Source organism: Streptomyces sp. NPDC019937, from assembly GCF_040631655.1.
In the GTDB taxonomy this organism is placed as follows: domain Bacteria; phylum Actinomycetota; class Actinomycetes; order Streptomycetales; family Streptomycetaceae; genus Streptomyces.
In genome coordinates, this window is sequence record NZ_JBEYAL010000026.1 from 92,918 (window position 1) to 111,378 (window position 18,461).

The 18,461-nt window shown below is 69.6% G+C and carries 16 protein-coding genes, 1 tRNA gene and 1 riboswitch; of the genes, 6 read left to right on the forward strand and 11 right to left on the reverse strand.

Annotation, left to right across the window (positions count from 1 at the left end; all coding sequences use genetic code 11):
- Positions 1 to 33 precede the first annotated feature (33 nt).
- Together ABZ562_RS25435 and ABZ562_RS25440 are read right to left on the reverse strand one after the other, a co-directional pair.
- Positions 34 to 930 carry a Bax inhibitor-1/YccA family protein gene (locus ABZ562_RS25435; protein ID WP_361483853.1) on the reverse strand — a complete coding sequence of 299 codons (897 nt, stop codon included), beginning with the start codon at positions 928 to 930 and terminating at the stop codon, positions 34 to 36.
- A gap of 206 nt (positions 931 to 1,136) precedes the next feature.
- A tRNA-Leu gene (locus ABZ562_RS25440) sits at positions 1,137 to 1,219 on the reverse strand.
- A gap of 401 nt (positions 1,220 to 1,620) precedes the next feature.
- Between ABZ562_RS25440 and ABZ562_RS25445 the strand changes: the two genes are divergently transcribed.
- The gene (locus tag ABZ562_RS25445; RefSeq protein ID WP_361483855.1) at positions 1,621 to 2,403 is read left to right on the forward strand and encodes an ABC transporter ATP-binding protein; all 783 of its coding nucleotides are present in this window, start codon (positions 1,621 to 1,623) and stop codon (positions 2,401 to 2,403) included.
- 77 nt (positions 2,404 to 2,480) lie between these two features.
- Positions 2,481 to 5,027, forward strand: a complete 2,547-nt coding sequence (locus ABZ562_RS25450; RefSeq protein WP_361483856.1) for an ABC transporter permease — start codon at positions 2,481 to 2,483, stop codon at positions 5,025 to 5,027.
- A gap of 74 nt (positions 5,028 to 5,101) precedes the next feature.
- Here ABZ562_RS25450 and ABZ562_RS25455 read toward each other — a convergent pair whose 3' ends face one another.
- The 9 genes from ABZ562_RS25455 to ABZ562_RS25495 all read right to left on the reverse strand — a co-directional run bounded on the left by ABZ562_RS25455 (position 5,102) and on the right by ABZ562_RS25495 (position 15,400).
- A complete protein-coding gene (locus tag ABZ562_RS25455) occupies positions 5,102 to 6,418 on the reverse strand; it encodes a cyclopropane-fatty-acyl-phospholipid synthase family protein (RefSeq protein WP_361483858.1) in 1,317 nt (438 codons plus the stop codon).
- A gap of 233 nt (positions 6,419 to 6,651) precedes the next feature.
- Entirely contained in the window at positions 6,652 to 8,040 is a 1,389-nt protein-coding gene (locus ABZ562_RS25460) for an NAD(P)/FAD-dependent oxidoreductase (RefSeq protein WP_055557686.1), read from the reverse strand.
- Between the two features lie 397 nt (positions 8,041 to 8,437).
- Positions 8,438 to 9,400 (reverse strand): Ppx/GppA phosphatase family protein, encoded by a 963-nt coding sequence (locus tag ABZ562_RS25465; protein WP_361483860.1) that lies wholly within the window; start codon positions 9,398 to 9,400, stop codon positions 8,438 to 8,440.
- Positions 9,397 to 9,939, reverse strand: a complete 543-nt coding sequence (locus tag ABZ562_RS25470; protein ID WP_361483862.1) for a DUF501 domain-containing protein — start codon at positions 9,937 to 9,939, stop codon at positions 9,397 to 9,399. Before ABZ562_RS25470 ends, ABZ562_RS25465 begins: the two co-directional genes overlap by 4 nt.
- Before the next feature lie 67 nt (positions 9,940 to 10,006).
- Entirely contained in the window at positions 10,007 to 10,480 is a 474-nt protein-coding gene (locus ABZ562_RS25475; RefSeq protein WP_361483864.1) for a septum formation initiator family protein, read from the reverse strand.
- Between the two features lie 109 nt (positions 10,481 to 10,589).
- Positions 10,590 to 11,876: a phosphopyruvate hydratase gene (gene eno, locus ABZ562_RS25480; RefSeq protein WP_199831129.1), complete on the reverse strand. Its 1,287-nt coding sequence runs from the start codon at positions 11,874 to 11,876 to the stop codon at positions 10,590 to 10,592.
- 114 nt (positions 11,877 to 11,990) lie between these two features.
- Entirely contained in the window at positions 11,991 to 12,662 is a 672-nt protein-coding gene (locus tag ABZ562_RS25485) for a transglycosylase family protein (RefSeq protein ID WP_361483866.1), read from the reverse strand.
- 6 nt (positions 12,663 to 12,668) lie between these two features.
- A riboswitch (cyclic di-AMP (ydaO/yuaA leader) is annotated at positions 12,669 to 12,835 on the reverse strand.
- Between the two features lie 254 nt (positions 12,836 to 13,089).
- Entirely contained in the window at positions 13,090 to 14,034 is a 945-nt protein-coding gene (locus ABZ562_RS25490) for a transglycosylase family protein (RefSeq protein WP_361483868.1), read from the reverse strand.
- A 112-nt stretch (positions 14,035 to 14,146) separates the two neighbouring features.
- Positions 14,147 to 15,400, reverse strand: coding sequence for a cytochrome P450 (locus ABZ562_RS25495; RefSeq protein ID WP_361483870.1), 1,254 nt, complete (start codon positions 15,398 to 15,400; stop codon positions 14,147 to 14,149).
- 622 nt (positions 15,401 to 16,022) lie between these two features.
- Here ABZ562_RS25495 and ABZ562_RS25500 point away from each other — a divergent pair.
- Genes ABZ562_RS25500 through ABZ562_RS25515 form a run of 4 tightly spaced genes read left to right on the forward strand, consistent with a single transcriptional unit; the run spans position 16,023 to position 18,460 of the window.
- On the forward strand, positions 16,023 to 17,132 hold the full coding sequence (locus ABZ562_RS25500; RefSeq protein WP_361483872.1) for an ATP-binding protein: 1,110 nt from the start codon (positions 16,023 to 16,025) through the stop codon (positions 17,130 to 17,132).
- Complete coding sequence (locus ABZ562_RS25505) at positions 17,129 to 17,527, forward strand: roadblock/LC7 domain-containing protein (protein ID WP_055557694.1); 399 nt, start codon at positions 17,129 to 17,131, stop codon at positions 17,525 to 17,527. Before ABZ562_RS25500 ends, ABZ562_RS25505 begins: the two co-directional genes overlap by 4 nt.
- Positions 17,524 to 17,895 (forward strand): DUF742 domain-containing protein, encoded by a 372-nt coding sequence (locus ABZ562_RS25510; protein WP_361483874.1) that lies wholly within the window; start codon positions 17,524 to 17,526, stop codon positions 17,893 to 17,895. Before ABZ562_RS25505 ends, ABZ562_RS25510 begins: the two co-directional genes overlap by 4 nt.
- Positions 17,870 to 18,460, forward strand: coding sequence for an ATP/GTP-binding protein (locus ABZ562_RS25515; protein WP_055557696.1), 591 nt, complete (start codon positions 17,870 to 17,872; stop codon positions 18,458 to 18,460). Before ABZ562_RS25510 ends, ABZ562_RS25515 begins: the two co-directional genes overlap by 26 nt.
- The last annotated feature ends 1 nt before the right edge of the window (position 18,461 follow it).

Here is an 18,461-nt window from a genome sequence, read left to right on the forward strand (position 1 = left end):
CCGGGCGCTAGTCCCGGGCGCTAGTCCCGGGCGCTAGTCCCTGAAGATGGAGATCAGCCGGAGCAGCTCCAGGTAGATCCACACCAGCGACAGCGTCAGACCGAACGCGGCCAGCCAGGACTCCTCGCGCGGAGCGCCGTAGCGGACGCCGTCCTCGACCTGCTTGAAGTCCATCGCCAGGAACGCGGCGCCGAGCACGACGCCGATGATCCCGAAGACGATGCCCAGCGGGCCGCTGCGGAAGCCCATGCCGTCACCGCCGGCGAAGACGGTGAACAGCAGGTTGACCGCCATCAGCAAGAGGAAGCCGATGGCCGCCGCGAGCACGAAGCGCTGGAAGCGCGCGTTCACCCGGATGAGCCGGGTCTTGTACGCGGCGAGCACACCGACGAACACGGCCATCGTGCCGAGGACCGCCTGCATCGGGGCGCCGGACCAGCGCTCGTTGTACACCTGGCTGATGACGCCGAGGAAAAGCCCCTCGAAGAGGGCGTACCCCATGATGAGCGCGGGCGAGGGCGTGCGCTTGAACGACTGCACCAGGCCCAGCACCATCGCGACCAGCGCGGCGCCGATGCCCGCACCGATCGGAAGGTGCGCGATCCAGGCGACGGCCGCGGCGACGATGACGGTGCCCAGCGTCATACCGGTGCGCATGACGACGTCGTCCATCGTCATCCGGCCGGTCTGCGGACCGGCCGGGGGCGCTCCGTACATCTGCTGGAGCTGCTCGGGCGTCAGGTTCTGCTGGCCACCGGCCGCATAGGGATTGGCCGGTGCGGCTTGCGTCTGCGCGTACGGGTTGCTGCCCGCGTAGGGGTTGCCCTGGGCTGCGGCGGGGCCCCCGGCCTGCTGGGCCGCGCCGAAGCCGGCGTAGCCGCCGCTGCGGCTGAACCCCCGTCGCGAGAAGACCGGGTTGCTGCTCCTCATCTCACTCCTCCATGGCCGCCCTGCGCGACCTTGACCTAAGAGTAATGGGTAAGCAAAGAAAGCACCCTAGTGCCCAAGGAGGATCTTTTCACGCGCGTAACGACAGCGCGAGGCCCCGCGGGAGCCGGTGCGGGGCCGGATATAAGCCCTGGTCGTACGGTGGGCGACCGGCCACGCACGCAGAGTGCGCCCACGAGATCTGGAGGTGCCCGGAACCGGACTTGAACCGGTACGCCCGCGAGGGGCAGCGAGGTTTAAGCTCGCCGTGTCTGCATTCCACCATCCGGGCATCGGCTCACCCTGGGACGTACGTCCTGCGTACCTCCCTCCCCATGGGAGAGCAGCACGAGCCTATCCGGGCCGATGAACCCGAACAGCGAATCACCGGACCGAGGTTGTCTTATTTTATTGGCAACTGAGGGCCCATCAGCAGTGGGTCAGGCTACCCGCCGATGCCGGCGCCCGACCGGACCTGCTTATATGCCCTGTGACCCCTTTGACGGCGGATTGACGCAATCTCGATGCCCCCGTTCGGGGGTCCTCTCCTACCCAAGGAGGACTCCGGGCCGCGCGCCTACGACCCGAGTCGCGCGCAGAACCGGAGGAGCGACGGATCCCGTCCTTGCTCACGGCAAGGACGATGGAAGGACGTCCCGGACGACCCGCACCGCACGACAGGAGCCCCGCACCGTGACCACCACCACCACTGGCGTCGAGACCGCCGCCCGTTCCACGACGGCGGCGGCCCGAGCAACGGACCTCTCCAAGGTCTACGGACAGGGCGAGACCCAGGTCGTCGCCCTGGACGCCGTCTCCGTCGAGTTCCGGCAGGCCGAGTTCACCGCGATCATGGGCCCGTCGGGTTCGGGCAAGTCGACGCTCATGCACTGCATGGCGGGCCTGGACTCCGTCGCCAGCGGCTCGGCCCGCATCGGCGATGTCGAGCTGACGGCCCTCAAGGACAAGAAGCTCACCCAACTGCGCCGCGACAAGATCGGGTTCATCTTCCAGGCGTTCAACCTCCTGCCGACGCTGAACGCGCTGGAGAACATCACCCTGCCGATGGACATAGCGGGCCGCAAGGCCGACCAGAAGTGGCTGGACCAGGTCGTGGAGACGGTCGGCCTGGCCGGGCGGCTCAAGCACCGCCCGAGCCAGCTCTCCGGTGGTCAGCAGCAGCGGGTGGCCGTCGCCCGCGCGCTGGCCGGCAAGCCCGAGATCATCTTCGCGGACGAGCCCACCGGGAACCTCGACTCCCGCTCCGGCGCCGAGGTGCTGGGCTTCCTGCGCAACTCGGTGCGCGAACTGGGCCAGACCGTGGTCATGGTGACCCACGACCCGGTCGCCGCGGCCTACGCCGACCGGGTGGTCTTCCTCGCCGACGGCCAGATCGTGGACGAGCTGACCGACCCGACCGCCGACTCGGTGCTGGACCGCATGAAGCGGTTCGACGCCAAGGGCCGTACGAGCTGACGCGAGGCGCGCGCCCGTCACCGCACGACGTTTCCAAGCCTCCGCACGTCTCCCTTCCTCCCCAGGACTGACTTCCCATGCTCCGTACCGCCTTGCGCAATGTGCTCGCGCACAAGGCCCGGCTGCTGATGACCGTCCTCGCCGTCATGCTCGGCGTGGCCTTCGTCTCCGGCACCCTGGTCTTCACCAACACCATCTCCGCCGCCTACCAGAAGAGCTCCGAGAAGGGCTTCGACGGCGTCGACGTCGCCATCACCCCGCACAAGTCCGACTCCGGCTCGGGCGTCCCCGGCTCCACGCCGCGGCTCGGCCAGCAGGTGCTCGACAAGGCGGCCAAGGTGCCCGGCGCCGCCTCCGCCACGGGGGTCGTCAAGGGCTTCACCGCCCTCTCCGACCGCAAGGGCGACCTGCTCGGCGGCGGCTTCTCCACCCTCGGCGGGAACTACTACCCGGGCCCCGACGGCAAGGACCCGCGGTACACGATGACCGAGGGCCGCGCGCCCAAGGCCCCGGGCGAGATCGCGCTCGACTCCAAGTCCGCCGCGAAGGGCCACTACAAGGCCGGTGACACCATCCGGGTGTCCGTGAACGGCCCGGTGCGCACCGAGAAGATCTCCGGCGTCTTCACCACCGACGACGGCAATGTGGCGGCGGGCGGCAGCCTCGCGCTGTACGACAACGCCACCGCGCAGAAGCTGTTCGCCAAGCCCGGCCAGTTCGACGAGATCGACGTGAAGGCCGCCGCCGGGACCTCGCAGGCCGCGCTGAAGTCCGCGGTCGACAAGATCCTTCCGCCGGACGCCAGGGCCGCCACCGGCCAGAAGCTCGCCGACGACCAGGCCGAGCAGATCAAGCAGGGCATGAGCAGCATGCAGACCGCCATGCTGGTGTTCGCCGGGATCGCGCTCTTCGTCGGCATCTTCATCATCGCCAACACCTTCACCATGCTGGTCGCCCAGCGCACCAAGGAACTGGCCCTGATGCGGGCGGTCGGCGCGAGCCGCCGTCAGGTGACCCGCTCGGTGCTGATCGAGGCCACCGCCGTCGGCGCCATCGCGGCCGTCGTGGGCATGGCCGCCGGTGTCGGCATCGGCGCCGGGCTGCGCTCGCTGCTGTCCTCCACCGGGGCCACCGTCCCGGACGGGCCGCTGGTCGTCCAGCCGGCGACCGTGGCGGTCTCGCTGCTCGTCGGCGTCGTGGTGACGGTGCTCGCCGCCTGGCTGCCGGGCCGCCGCGCCGCGAAGATCCCGCCGGTCGCCGCCATGAGCAGCGTGCACGCCGCGCCGACGACCCGCGGTCTGGTGGTACGGAACACGATCGGCGCGCTGCTCGCCGCGGCCGGTGTCGCGCTGGTGCTGTACGGCTCCGGCCAGGGCATGGACGGCAAGGGCCCGATGGCGTTCGGCGCGGCGGTCCTGGTGATCGGCGTGTTCGTGCTCACCCCGCTGCTGTCCCGGCCGCTGATCGCCGCGGCCGCGCCGGTGCTGCGGCTCTTCGGGATGTCCGGCAAGCTCGCCCGGCAGAACGCGGTGCGCAACCCGCGCCGCACCGCCGCCACCGCCTCCGCGCTCATGGTCGGCCTCACCCTGATCACCGGCATGACGGTCATCGCGGGCAGCGTCCAGAAGGGCATCGACCAGATGGCCTCGGACGGGCTGAAGTCCGACTACGTCGTCAGCATGGGCGGCGCCGGCGGGGCGCCGCGGCCGCTGTCCCCGGACGTGGCCGAGAAGCTGGAGAAGCAGCCCGAGGTCACCGCGGTCAGCCCGCTGCGCCAGGCCCCGGCCAAGGTCGGCGGCGAGACCGAGTCCCTGACCGGGGTCAACCCGAAGGCCATCAAGCAGCTGGTCGGCGTGGACTTCGTCCACGGGTCGTTCTCCGGCTTCGGCGGGCAGAAGGTCGTCGTCGACGACAAGACCGCCGACAGCAACCACTGGAAGGTCGGCTCGGCCATCCCGGTGACGTACCAGGACGGCCGCGGCGGCAAGCTGACCGTGGGCGGTGTGTACGAGGGCAACCAGATGATCCGCGGGGTCATGGTCGACGCCGCCACCATCACCCCGCACATGGCCACCGTCACCGACTTCCAGGTGATGCTGAAGACCAAGGGCGGGACGACCGAGGCCAACAAGGACGCGCTGACCAAGGCGCTCGGCAACAACCCGGCCCTCCAGGTCCAGAACAAGCAGGACATCTCCGACAGCATCGCCAAGCTCTTCACCCTGATGCTGAACATGCTCTACGGCCTGCTGGCCATGGCCGTGATCGTCGCGGTGCTCGGGGTCATCAACACCCTGGCCATGTCGGTCTTCGAGCGGTCGCAGGAGATCGGCATGCTGCGGGCCATCGGCCTGGACCGGCGCGGCATCAAGCGGATGGTGCGGCTGGAGTCGCTGGTCATCTCGCTCTTCGGCGGGGTGCTCGGGATCGGCCTCGGGGTCTTCTTCGGCTGGGCGGCCGGTGAGCTGATCTCCACCGGTCTTACGACCTACGAACTGGTCCTGCCGTGGGGCCGGATGGGCCTGTTCCTGGCGATGGCCGCGGTCGTGGGCGTGCTGGCGGCCCTGTGGCCCGCGCGCCGGGCGGCCAAGCTCAACATGCTGGAGGCCATCAAGGCCGAGTAGCGGCCCCGGATGACGGTGAACGGGCTCGGTGTGCCGCGCGGCGCACCGAGCCCGTTCACCGTTCCCGGCGCCGGTCAGCCGCGCCAGTCGCGGGCCCGCAGCGGCAGCCCGGACGCGCCGCTGTCCGGCGTACGGACGGCCAGGACCTGGTTGACGCCGATCCGGTTGCGCTCGAACGACAGGGCGGAGGCGGCCATGTAGAGCCGCCAGACCCGGGCCCGGCCCGGGGAGGTCAGCCGGACGGCCTGCGGCCAGGACCGCTCCAGGTTGGCGACCCAGCGGCGCAGGGTGAGCGCGTAGTGCTCACGGATCGCCTCCACGTCGCGCACCTCGAAACCGGCCTCCTCCAGCTGGGTCACGGTCCGGCCGAGGGGGGCCAGTTCCCCGTCGGGGAAGACGTAGCGGTCGATGAACTCGTCCACGTGGTACGCCTCCTCGTCCGGTTCGGGGCGCCGCGCGATCTGGTGGTTCAGCAGCCGCCCGCCGGGGACCAGCAGCCGGTGCAGGATGCCGGTGTACTCGGCGTACCGCACGGAACCCACGTGCTCGGCCATGCCGATCGAGGAGATCGCGTCGTACGGGCCGTCGTCGATCTCGCGGTAGTCCTGCACCCGGATCTCGACCTTCTCGGTCAGCCCGGCGTCCGCGACGCGCTTGCGGGCGTAGCCGGCCTGTTCCTCGGAGAGCGTGATGCCGACCGCCCGCACCCCGTACTCGCGCGCCGCGTGCAGCACCATCGAGCCCCAGCCGCACCCCACGTCCAGCAGCCGCTGCCCGGGTTCGAGCGCGAGCTTGCGGCAGACCAGGTCGAGTTTGGCCCGCTGGGCCTCCTCCAGCGTGGTGTCGGCTCTCTCCCAGTAGGCGCAGGAGTAGACCATCGAGGGGCCGAGCACCAGCTCGTAGAAGTCGTTGCCGACGTCGTAGTGGTGGCTGATGGCCCGCTTGTCACGGCGCAGCGTGTGCAGCGGCCCACGGCCCGTCCCGGCCTCCTCGCGCGGCGGGGCGGGCGGCAGTCCGGGGCCGGCGAGGGCGACCAGATCGCGGACGGCGGCGCGCGTCCCCGGGTCGCGCAGGGACTTCCACGCCGTGGCGAGGCGGGCCGAGCGCGAGGCGGCGGGCTCGTCCTTCTCCCACAGCAGCCCGGCCAGCCGCTCCAGCGCCTCGTACAGGTCGCCCTCGATGTCGAGGTCCCCCGCCACCCAGGCCCGGGCCAGGCCCAGTTCGCCCGGCTTCCACAGCATCCTGCGCAACGCCCGCCGGCGCCGCAGGATCAGGACCGGGGCGCCGGGCGGCCCGGCCTCACTGCGGTCCCAGGCCCGGACGCGGAGCGGGAGCGGGGCTCCCACCACCTCCTCGGCCAGGGCGGCCAGTCGCGCGGCGGCGTGGGTCATGTCGGCACACCTCCATGATGGCGAGTCAGGAAGATTCACTCCCCACGTAAACACCATGGAACCGCCCGTACAGTCCCGCCGACACGTCTGGAATCGGTAAAAAAGCGCGCATGCGAAGGGCGCCCGCCCCACGGATGGCGGACGCCCTCGGCGCTTGCTCGATGTTCAGATGTGTCCGATGTTCAGATGTACGAGTGCCCGGTGTGGGCGTGCCCGGTGCCGCCGGTCCGGCGTCAGGACGCCTTGGCCTTCTCCGCGGTGACCTCGGCGGCGGGCTTCTTCGCGGCGGCGGCCGCGGAGACCGGGGCGGCGGCCTCGTAGAACTCCTCGCGGGGGTTCTCCATGGCGCCGAGGGAGACGACCTCGCGCTTGAGGAACATGCCCAGCGTCCAGTCGGCGATGACCCGGATCTTGCGGTTGAAGGTCGGCATCGCCAGACCGTGGTAGCCACGGTGCATGTACCAGGCCAGCCGGCCCTTGAGCTTGATCTTCATCTTGCCCATGACGATCATCGCGACGCCCTTGTGGAGGCCGAGACCCGCGACGGCGCCCTTGTTGGCGTGCTTGTACTCGCCCTGCGGGAAGCCCCGCATGCCCGAGATCACGTTGTCGCCGAGGACCTTGGCCTGACGCAGCGCGTGCTGGGCGTTCGGCGGGCACCAGGCGCCCTCGCCGGAGGCGAGGTCCGGCACCTGGGCGTTGTCGCCCGCGGCCCAGATGTAGTCGGTGCCCTTCACCTGGAGGGTGGCGCCGGTGTCCACGTGGCCGCGCGGGCCGAGCGGGAGGCCGAACCGGGCGAGCGCCGGGTTGGGCTTGACGCCCGCGGTCCACACGATGGTGTTCGAGTCGACCTCGAGCCCGTTCTTGAGCACCACGTGGCCGTCGACGCAGGAGTTCATCGAGGTGTTGAGGTAGACCTCGACACCGCGCTTCTGCAGGTGCTCCAGGCCCCACTGGCCGAGCTTCGGGCCCACCTCGGGGAGGATCTTGTCGGCCGCGTCGACGAGCACGAAGCGCATGTCCTCGCGCTTCACGTTCGGGTAGTACTTCGCCGCGTCGCGGGCCATGTCCTCGACCTCGCCGATGGTCTCCGCACCCGCGAAGCCACCGCCGACGAAGACGAAGGTGAGCGCCTTGCGGCGGATGTCCTCATCCGTGGTGGAGTCGGCCTTGTCGAGCTGCTCGAGAACGTGGTTGCGCAGGCCGATGGCCTCTTCGATGCCCTTCATCCCGATGCCGTTCTCGGCCAGGCCGGGAATCGGGAAGGTGCGGGAGACCGCGCCCATCGCGATGACCAGGTAGTCGAAGGGCAGCTCGTACGACTCGCCGACGAGCGGCTGGACGACGGCGACCTTGCGGTCCTGGTCGATGTTGGACACCCGGCCGGTGAGGACCTCCGCCTTGGGGAGCACACGCCGCAGCGGAACCACGACGTGGCGCGGAGAGATGCTGCCGGCCGCAGCTTCGGGGAGGAAGGGCTGGTACGTCATGTACGAGCGGGGGTCGACGACCGTGACAGTCGCCTCGCCGTACCGCATCTTCTTGAGGATGCGGCGCGCCGCGTACAGGCCTACGTACCCACCGCCTACAACGAGGATCCTGGGACGCTCCGTGGTGCTCATGATTCGAGTATCCAGCACCCCAGGAGGGGGACCTCGTGAGCCCCTTCACAAGCAATGTGGGGGTATCTGCTACACTCCGCCGCCCTCGTGATGGACGCCATAGCGGCGCGGGGGAACCGGTAAGCGGATCAAGACGTTCCCAGCCCCGCTGAGCAGCGATAGTCGTTGAACGCGGGAGTAGACCACAGGGTTCCCGCGCGATCCGCCGTACCGGATGGGCCGGCCCATGATCCGGCCACTTGTTGAACACCGTCACCAAAAGCGCCCTCGGCGACCCCCAGGAGGCGGCCACCAGGCAATTTTTTCATGTGAAGGATTTCACGAACTCTTGTGGCGGGCCTTTGCCAAAGGCCCCCGATCCGGCCCTCCGGCACCGCTCATACGGTAACGGGCCCGCTCAGGCGATGCTCCAGGCGATGCCGTCGAGGATGTCGTGTTCACTCACCACGACCTCCTCGGCACCGGTCCGTTCCATGATCGAAAGCAGCACGAGCGCACCCGCGCCGATCACGTCGACCCGGCCCGGATGCATCGCCCCGATCGTCGCCCGTTCGGCATGCGTCGAGGTCAGCAGCTTGCCGGTGATCTCAGCGACCCGGTCGGCCGGAACCCTGGCGTGGTGGATCGCGGCCGAGTCGTACTCCGCCAGACCGAGCGCGATGGCCGCGACGGTGGTGACCGAACCGGCCAGTCCGACCAGGGTGTGCCCGCCGTCCCCGGGGCGGCAGGCCCCCGGGAGCGGCACCGTCTCCCCGGCCAGGTCCAGCGCCCGGCCGATATCCGCCTTCATGGCATCAATCTGACCGGGCGTTGGCGGATCGGAGACTTGATTGTTGACCACCAGATGACGCTCGGTCAGCCGTACGCAGCCGACGTCCACGCTGCGGGCCGCCCGCACCCCGTCGTCACCGCTGACGAACTCGGTCGAACCCCCGCCGATGTCCACCACCAGGAACGGACCGCTCAGATGCTCATGCCCGGTCAGCTCCTTGGTCGCGCCGGTGAAGGAGAACTCCGCCTCCTGATCGCCGGTGATCACCTCGGGCTCGACGCCGAGGATGTCCACGACGCCGCGCACGAACTCCTCGCGGTTCTCGGCGTCCCGCGAGGCCGAGGTGGCGACGAAGCGGACGCGCTCGGCGCCCAGCTCGCGTATGACCTCCGCGTACTCCCGGCATGCGGCGAAGGTGCGCTCCAGCGCCTCGGGGGCCAGCCGGCCGGTGCGGTCCACGCCCTGGCCCAGCCGGACGATCGTCATCCGGCGGTCCAGCTCGGTCAGCTCGCCCGTGGCCGGGTCGGCGTCGGCGACCAGCAGCCGGATCGAATTGGTGCCGCAGTCCACGGCCGCGACGCGGGTCATGCGCTCTCCCCCTCGGTCGGCCCGGCACAGGGCGCGACGCACGGGCCCTTGCGCCACCACTCGGGCAGCAGCGCGATCGCCTCGTCACCGAGCGGGTTGACCCCGGGCCCGGCCGCGAGGGAGTGGCCGACCAGGACGTGCAGGCACTTCACCCGGTCCGGCATGCCGCCCGCGCTCGGGAAGCCCTTCAGCTCCTCGATGGCGTCGCGGCGGGCGATGTAGTCCTCGTGGGCGGCGCGGTAGGCGGCGGCCAGCTCGGGGTCGCTGCCGAGCCGGGCCGTCATCTCCTTCATCACGCCCTCCGCCTCCAGCGTGCCGATCGCGGACGCGGCGCGCGGGCAGGTCAGGTAGTAGAGGGTGGGGAACGGGGTCCCGTCCTCGAGGCGCGGCGCGGTCTCGACGACATCGGGGCTGCCGCAGGGGCAGCGGTGCGCGACGGCGCGCAGCCCCCGCGGTACGCGGTTCAGCTGCTCCTTGACGGCGGCGATGTCCGCGGCGGTGGGCGCGGTGGGCTCCGTCTGCGGAGGGGGCGTGTCCATGAGGGGAAAAGTTCTCTTCGCTCGGTGTCGGACCGGGTGCGACCGTGACGGGCGCCGGCGCGGCGCGTCAGCGGTCCGCGGCGGCCGCCTTCGGCTCGTCCGCCGTGTCCACGGTGTCCCAGAGGTTGGTGTACCAGGGGCGGTCGGCCGCGCCCTGGTCGGTGGAGTGCTCGGCGTTGGCGCCGGGGTCCACCATGCTGAAGCCGGTCTCGCCCGGCATCAGATAGTGCAGGTGCTCGCGGGCCCGCCGCTCGATGTACGCGGGATCGCGCAGCCGGGCCTTCTGCTCGCGCAGCTTGGCCACCTCGGCGCGTTCGCGCTGGGCCTGGCGCCGCTGGTCGGCGATCTCCGAGCGCTGGGAGATGTACTGCCGCATGGGATAGGCCAGGGCGACCACGAGGGAGCAGACCACCAGCGCGAGGAGGGCGGCCCGGCCGGTGAGCCGGCTGCGGCGCTTGATCCGGGCGCGGTAGACCCGGGCGGCGGCGTGTTCGCCGAGCGCCTTGAGCCTGGTCGCGGTGGAGAACCGATCCGCCGGCACGTCGCCTCCCCGGTGATGACTTCGCTTGAGCAGGGCCCGCTTGAGTAGGGGCTGTCCCCGGCCACGGTACGGGACCGCGGCCGGGGACAGGCGTCAGACGTGTCCGCTGTCAGCCCTTGAAGCGCGGGAAGGCGGAGCGGCCCGCGTACACCGCGGCGTCGTCCAGGATCTCCTCGATGCGCAGCAGCTGGTTGTACTTGGCCACCCGCTCGGAGCGGGCCGGGGCGCCGGTCTTGATCTGGCCGCAGTTGGTGGCGACGGCCAGGTCGGCGATGGTGACGTCCTCGGTCTCACCGGAGCGGTGCGACATCATGCACTTGAAGCCGCTGCGCTGGGCCAGCTCGACGGCGTCGAGGGTCTCGGTGAGCGAGCCGATCTGGTTGACCTTGACCAGCAGGGCGTTCGCGGTGTCGTTCTCGATGCCGCGGGCCAGCCGCTCGGGGTTGGTGACGAAGAGGTCGTCGCCGACCAGCTGGACCTTGTCACCCAGCTGCTCGGTGATCGTCTTCCAGCCGTCCCAGTCCTCCTCGTTCAGCGGGTCCTCGATGGAGACCAGCGGGTACGCCTCGACCAGCTCGGCGTAGTACGCGGTCATCTCGGACGCGGTGCGGTCCTTGCCCTCGAACTGGTAGACGCCGTCCTTGTGGAACTCGGAGGCGGCGACGTCGAGCGCGAGCGCGATGTCCTGGCCCGGCTGGTAGCCGGCCTTCTTGATGGCCTCGACGATCAGGTCCAGGGCGTCCCGGTTGGAGTCGAGGTTCGGCGCGAAGCCGCCCTCGTCGCCGAGGCCGGTGGACAGGCCCCGCTCCTTCAGCACGCCCTTCAGGGTGTGGTAGACCTCGGCACCCCAGCGCAGGGCCTCGGAGAAGGACTCGGCGCCGACCGGCGCGATCATGAACTCCTGGATGTCCACATTGGAGTCGGCGTGCGAGCCGCCGTTCAGGATGTTCATCATCGGGACCGGCAGCAGATGCGCGTTCGGACCGCCGAGGTAACGGAAGAGGGGCAGGTCGGACGCCTCGGAGGCGGCGTGCGCCACGGCGAGGGAGACGCCGAGGATGGCGTTGGCGCCGAGCGAGGACTTGTCCGGGGTGGCATCCAGGTCGAACATCGCCTGGTCGATCAGGCGCTGCTCGGTGGCGTCGTAACCGACCAGCTCGGGGCCGATCTGCTCGATGACGGCGAGGACGGCCTTCTCCACGCCCTTGCCGCCGTAGCGGTTCTTGTCGCCGTCACGGAGCTCGAGGGCCTCGAAGGCGCCCGTGGAGGCGCCGGACGGGACGGCGGCACGGCCGGTGCTGCCGTCGTCGAGGCCGACCTCGACCTCGACCGTGGGGTTGCCTCGCGAGTCGAGGATCTCGCGAGCTACGACGACGTCGATGGACGGCACGAGGATCTCCTTCGTATGGGTCTTCGGTAGCAGCATGAGCCTAACCGCACCGAAGCCCCGGCGGGGTGCACCGTGGGGGCGGCGCACCCCGCCGGGGCTCGTTGACTACGGTGGTGCGGCTCAGCTGAGGTGGAGCTGCTGGCCGGGGAAGATCAGGTCGGCCTGCTGGACGACGTTCTTGTTCAGCTCGAAGAGCTTCTTCCAGCCGCCCTTGACGTCCTCCGTCTTGGCGATCTTGCCGAGGGTGTCACCGGACTTGACCTTGTACTCGCCGTCGCCCTTCTTGACCGGGCCACGGGCCTCGGAGCGCGCGGCGTGCTCGGGCGCGCTGCGCGGCGCGGCCTTCGGCTTGGCGGACGGGGCCGGCTGCGTGGAGTCGGACTGGCTCTGCTGCGGCGCGGACGGCGCGGGGGCGGGGGCGCCGCCGCTGGTCAGGCCCTTGCCACAGACCGGCCAGGCGCCCTTGCCCTGGCTGGCGAGGACCTTCTCGGCCACCTGGATCTGCTGGGACTTGCCCGCCTTGTCGGCGGTCGGTGCGAACGCGGTACCGCCGTAGGCGGCCCAGGTGGAGGAGGAGAACTGCAGGCCGCCGTAGTACCCGTTGCCGGTGTTGATCGACCAGTTGCCGCCGGACTCGCACTGCGCGACCTGGTCCCACTGGGAGCTGGTGGCGGCAGAGGCGGACGTCGCACCGATGAGCGGAGTGGCCACGGCGGCTCCGGCGAGGCCGACGAGCGCGGTGATGCGGGTGGCCTTGGAAGGACGACGGTGCTTGCCCTGAGCGTTGGACATGTTCGTTCGTTTCCTCACCGACGCCTACGAGGTGAGCTGTCGGGTTCGGGCGTGAGTTGCCCGGCCCGGTGCGGGGTTCGCACCGGGCTTCACCCCTAGCCGTTCGGCCGGTTTCGCCGGCCTCGCGGCACTTACCTTGGGTCCCCCGCTCCTGCCTTCGGCGCTGGCGCGTCGGTACCGGACGACCGCCGGCAGGACTCGGCGTGACGGTCGACGGTGCTCGCGGTGGCGAGCGGAAAGACGTTAAACACACGTGCGGGAAACGTTCAAACACCCTTATCGCAGCGAAGAGGGCTGTTATCGATCTCACTCGGGCCACATCGGCGCAGGTGGGGCCGGGTGCGGAGAGACCGGACACCAGGGACGGCCCGGAAAATGTGACGAGAGGTATGTCTCACCGGCGCCAGATCGGGCAAATCACCCCGAACTACTGGCCCCTGACAGTCAGGTCAAGTCGCTGACCAGGGAGGATGAGATCCGGGTCGGTTCCGATGAGGTTCTCGTTGCCTTCGTAGATCTGCCGCCAGTCGCCGCCCAATTCCTGCTTTTCGGCGATTGCTGAAAGGTTGTCACCCGGACGCACCGTGTAGCCGCCATCCGTGGGGTTTTCGGCACGATGCGCTCCGCCACGCGAGGCACGGTCGCCCGGTCGCGCGTCCCTCTCCGGCTCGCCCCGGTGCTTGCCGGAGGGCGTGGAGGCGCCGGACGCATCCGAGGCGTCCGCGGAGGGGGGCGTCGGGGTCGTGGCGGGTCCTTCGGAGGCGTCCTCGCCCTCGTCCTCGTCGGAGGAGGGAGACGAAGAAGAGGACGGGGACGGCGAGGGGTCCGGCGCGTCAGTAGAAGGGGACGGGGAGGGCGCGTCGTCGTCCAGCCCGTCGGGGGCCTTGGAGAGGTGGGGCCGCTCCGGCTCTCCGGCGTCCCGGCCCGAGTCGCCACGCTGCGGGGGCTGCTGGGAGGGGCGCGCCGTGCTGCCCGGGTTCACATCCGGGGCGTCGCCGTCGTCGGTCAGCTCGGCGTTGAGCGCGCAGCTGGGCCAGGCGTCCGGGCCGCGGTCGCCGAGTATCGCCTCGGCGACGGCTATCTGCTGGGAGCGGCTGGCGAGGTCGGGGCGCGGGGCGTAGTCGGTGCCGCCGTACTTCTTCCACATGTCGAGGGTCAGCTGGAGACCGCCGTAGAAGCCGTTGCCCTCGTTGGCGCTCCACATCCCGGCGCTCTCGCACTCGGCGACCCGGTCCCAGGTGGAGGCCGGGGCGGCCTGGGCGCCGGTCGCTCCGAGGAGCGGGATGGCGATGCTCGCGCCGGTCACCCCCGCCGCGACGACGATGGCCGGAGCCTGGCGGGGGCGGCGGTGACGTCCGTTCCCGGAAAGCATGCGAATCGCCTCTCGTGTGGGGGTCGTTTGCCGGTTGAACATAGCGACGTCACACGATCATCACAAGCCGGTGTATCCCAGGTCACGCCGCGGTCACGCGCCTGACCGGCAGTCACTTCCCCCAGGTCACCGGGAGGGTGCGCAGCCCGCGCATGATGAGTCCGCCGCGCCAGCGCAGGTCCTCCGGATCCGCCGCCAGTTGGAGGTCGGGGATCCGGCGCAGCAGGGTGGCGAGCGCGGTCTGTGCCTCCAGGCGGGCCAGCGGGGCGCCCAGGCAGTAGTGGATGCCGTGGCCGTAGCCGAGGTGCTGGTTGTCGGTGCGGGCCAGATCGAGGACGTCGGGGTCGGCGAAGCGCTCGGGGTCGCGGTCGGCGGCGGCGAGCACCACCAGCACCGGCTCGCCCTCGGCGATGTGCTGCCCGCCGATGGTGACCGGCTCGGTGGCGAACCGCCAGGTGGCCATCTCCACCGGGCCGTCGTAGCGGAGCAGTTCCTCGACGCCGGTGGCGAGCAGCCCCTCGTCCCCTTCTTCCGCTTCTTCCAGGTGTCGTTGCAGCCGGGCCCGCTGCCCGGGGTTGCGCAGCAGCGCGTAGAGGCCGTTGCCGATCAGATTGACGGTGGTCTCGAAGCCCGCGAAGAGAAGGATGAAGGCCATCGCCGCGGCCTCGTTCTCGGTGAGGTGGTCGCCGTGGTCGCTGGCCCGGATCAGATCGGAGATCAGGTCGTCGCCGAGGGCGGCGCGCTTACGGTGGATCAGCTCGGCCAGGTACGCGCGGATCCGCTTCACCGCGCGGGCCACTCCGCCGCGCGGGCCCCCGCCGTGCCGGATCATCGTTCCGGCCCAGTCCCGGAAGTCGTCCTGGTCCTCCCGGGGGACGCCGAGCAGATCGCAGATCGCGTAGATGGGGAGAGGAAAGGCGAACTCGTGGATGAGGTCCGCCTCCCCCCGGGCCGCGAAGGCGTCGATGAGGTCGTCGGTCAACTCGCGCACCCGCGGGGCGAAGGCGGCGACGCGGCGCGGGGTGAACGCCTTGGACACCAGCCGCCGCAGCCGGGTGTGGTCGGGGGGATCGATATTGAGCAGATGCGTCATCAGATCCGCGCGCTGCTCGCCGGGGATGCCCACCTTGCCCCGGGCGTGAGCGGATTCACTGTGCCGCTGGGGGTTCTTCGACAGCCGCGCGTCGGCGAGGGTCTGCCGGGCGTCGGCGTAGCGGGTCACCAGCCAGGCCTCGACCCCGCTGGGCAGCGTGGTCCGATGCACCGGGGCGTGCTCGCGTAGCCAGGCGTACGCGGGGTAGGGATCGGTGGCGAACTCCCAGGTGAAGAGGGTGGGAGCGGAGGCGGGGCACGGCTGATCGGACACGTCCCGACGATACCGGCCGCGGCCCGCGGATTCCGATACGCCGCTTATCGGAAGTAAATCCGTAACGCGAAAGTAAAGACAATTAATGTCGATGCAATTCGACGACCATCTCCACACACCCTCCACAATGCGCTCACAGCGCGCGGTGAATGCCCGATATCTGATGGCTGGAACCACCGCCCGGAGCAGTCGGCGGCGAACCTCACCCGGACCCGCGGAACACGCGCTGACGTCGACCAATGAGGCAAAATGCGGGGGTGGCTGAAACACTGTCAGGTGGTTGAATGAGACACCGGCACATGCACGGGGCCTCCTGACCCTGGTGATACGATCACCGCGCTTGCCAGGCGAGCCAAGGGCCCGTAAGACACACGGCGATCCGGTGAATCAGCCGAGAGGGTTACCACTTCCGAGGAGCACTATGCCGCGAGTTGGGCATATGGGGCCGTACCGGCGCACCCGAGCCCGTGCGCTGCCCGCGGCAGGACGAGTGCGGTGCGCCGCGTCCCCTCGGACGCCGTACGGGCGCTGACTTACCGCCGCCCCTCCGAAACCCCCGGATTCTTATTCACGCAGCACACCCCTTCAGTCCCTGGCGGTCTAGTCGTTTAAAGAGAGTCTTATGACGCATTACATACAGGATCCTGCGCTCTGGGCCCTGATCGCTGGCACGCCTCTCGCCGCAACCGCCATAATTCGCGGGCGGAAAGCGAGAGCGAAGCTCAGCGCCGAGAAGGCGGAACTGGGGAACCGCAACGCCGAACTCGAGAACAACTACGCGGCCGCGGTCCAAGACGCTCACGTACGCGCCGAGGAAGCCACCAAGAGCGCGCTGAAGTCCGCCATGCGGACGCTTCAGGGTCTCGCCAACGAGCAGCAGCTGGCCATCTCGAAGCTGCAGGACCGCTACGGCGAGCACCACATTCTCCAGGATCTGCTGGAGATCGACCACATGAACTCGCAGTTCGGCCGCCGTGCGCAGTCGATCGCCGTGCTGTGTGACGGCTGGCTGGGCCGTCAGCGGGCCGTCGCCTCCGTCTATGACGTGGTGCGCAGCGCCAAGGGCCGCATCCGCCACTACACGCGCGTCGAGATTCGCTCCCAGAGCAATTTCGCCCTGGTCAGCCGGGCCGTCGAACCGGTCGCTCTGGCCCTGGCCGAGCTGCTGGACAACGCGACCAGCTACTCCGCCCCCGATTCCCCCATCGACATCACCATCCGCACCGTCCCCAAGGGCGTCTGCATCATCATCGATGACGCCGGTGTCGGTATGAACGAGGAGGAGAAGAACCGGGCCGACGAACTGCTCTCCGCGCAGCGCGCGTCGGGCGTCACGGGCCTGGGCAATCCGCCTCAGTTCGGCTTCGCGGTGATCGGTGTGCTCGCCTCCCGCTACGGCTTCACCGTCTCCGTCGATTCGGCCTCTCCCTACGGTGGTGTGCGCGCCGTAGTGCTCCTTCCCGAGGACCTTCTGACCAACATGCCCGAGCCGGAAGAGCAGCCCGCACCCCGTCAGTCCACGGCTCCCACCCCGGAAGAGAGCGGTTCCACCGCGGGCGGCCTGCCCAAACGCCGCCGCAAGGGGTCCATCTCCATCGTGCCGCAGTCAGACACCGCGAACGCTCCCGCCCGGACGAGCGAGGAAACCGCCTCGATCATGGGCGCCTTCCAGCGCGGCACACAGTCCGGTCGCTCCGCAAACCCGAACAGGGAAGGGCATGATCCTCAGTGAACAACGACCTGTCATGGATGCTTGACAGCGCCCTGGAAGTACCCGGGGCGCGTCACGCGATCCTGGTTTCCGCCGACGGTCTGCTGATGGCCCGATCTCAAGAGGTCAGGAAGGACGAGGCCGACACCGTCGCCGCCGCGATGAGCGGCATCCAGTCGCTGAGCCGCACGATGGCCGGCTTCTGTGGTGGCCCGCACATGAACTGGCGCCAGACGCTGGTCGAGTTCGACGGCGGCTGGGTCTTCCTCATATCGGCCGGCGAGGGCGCCTATCTGGCGGTCTCCTCCGCGCCCGACGTCGACATGGCCGACATCACCTTCCGCATGCAGCAGCTCGTCGGTCAGCTCGGCAAGGCGCTGACCACTCCACCCCGTGAATCGGGCGTTCAGGCATGACTGCCCCGGAGGAGCAAGAGCCCGAGTCCGCCGGATTAGTGCGACCGTACGTCATCACCAACGGCCGTGGACTCCCGGACAGCGACCAGTTCAACCTGATCACCCTGGTGACCGCCTCCGAGCAGAGACGTTCCCCGACGCTCGACCCGGAAAAGCGGAGCCTGCTGGACCTGTGTTCAGGAGGCTATCTCTCGGTTGCCGAGATCGCGGGCCATATGGGGCTTCCGATCGGCATCGTCAAGGTTCTGCTGTCCGACCTGTCGTCGGACGGCTATCTGGTCACGCGCGCCCCCGCGCCTCCCGCCCAGCTCGTCGACGTTTCACTCCTTCAGGAGGTACTGGATGGTCTCCAGGCCCGCTTCGGATGAGGACGTCTATCTGGACGACGCGGTGCAGATCGCGGCCAAGATCCTGGTCGTGGGGCACTTCGCGGTCGGAAAGACGACGTTCATCGGCACCATGTCGGAAATCCCGCCGCTGCGCACCGAGGAACGGATGACGCAGGCCGGTGCGCACGTCGACGATCTGATGGGCACCCGGGGCAAGACCACGACCACCGTGGCCATGGACTTCGGCCGCCTCACGCTCAGCGAACGCCTCGTCCTCTATCTCTTCGGCACACCGGGACAGGAACGCTTCGTCCAGGTGTGGGAAGACATGACCCGGGGCGCCCTCGGGGCATTGATCCTCGTCGATCCGGAACGGCTCAAGGAGTCCTTCCCCGTGATCGACCTGGTGGAGCAGTACGGACTTCCCTACGCGATTTCCGTGAATCACTTCGACGGCACGCCGGCCCGGCCCGACGCGGAGTTGCGCGAGGCGCTCGATCTGCTGCCCGAGACACCCATCGTCACCTGTGACGCGCGTGACGAGAAGTCATCGGCCAATGCCCTGATGGCACTTGTCCGCTATCTACAGGAACGTACCCGCTAGG

Excerpts from the sequence above, each read along its gene's own strand:
- ABZ562_RS25435 (WP_361483853.1), bottom strand. The coding sequence starts at position 930 with ATGAGGAGCAGCAACCCGGTCTTCTCGCGACGGGGGTTCAGCCGCAGC.
- ABZ562_RS25450 (WP_361483856.1), top strand. The coding sequence starts at position 2,481 with ATGCTCCGTACCGCCTTGCGCAATGTGCTCGCGCACAAGGCCCGGCTG.
- ABZ562_RS25455 (WP_361483858.1), bottom strand. The coding sequence starts at position 6,418 with ATGACCCACGCCGCCGCGCGACTGGCCGCCCTGGCCGAGGAGGTGGTG.
- ABZ562_RS25460 (WP_055557686.1), bottom strand. The coding sequence starts at position 8,040 with ATGAGCACCACGGAGCGTCCCAGGATCCTCGTTGTAGGCGGTGGGTAC.
- ABZ562_RS25465 (WP_361483860.1), bottom strand. The coding sequence starts at position 9,400 with ATGACCCGCGTCGCGGCCGTGGACTGCGGCACCAATTCGATCCGGCTG.
- ABZ562_RS25470 (WP_361483862.1), bottom strand. The coding sequence starts at position 9,939 with ATGGACACGCCCCCTCCGCAGACGGAGCCCACCGCGCCCACCGCCGCG.
- ABZ562_RS25485 (WP_361483866.1), bottom strand. The coding sequence starts at position 12,662 with ATGTCCAACGCTCAGGGCAAGCACCGTCGTCCTTCCAAGGCCACCCGC.
- ABZ562_RS25490 (WP_361483868.1), bottom strand. The coding sequence starts at position 14,034 with ATGCTTTCCGGGAACGGACGTCACCGCCGCCCCCGCCAGGCTCCGGCC.
- ABZ562_RS25500 (WP_361483872.1), top strand. The coding sequence starts at position 16,023 with ATGACGCATTACATACAGGATCCTGCGCTCTGGGCCCTGATCGCTGGC.
- ABZ562_RS25510 (WP_361483874.1), top strand. The coding sequence starts at position 17,524 with ATGACTGCCCCGGAGGAGCAAGAGCCCGAGTCCGCCGGATTAGTGCGA.
- ABZ562_RS25515 (WP_055557696.1), top strand. The coding sequence starts at position 17,870 with ATGGTCTCCAGGCCCGCTTCGGATGAGGACGTCTATCTGGACGACGCG.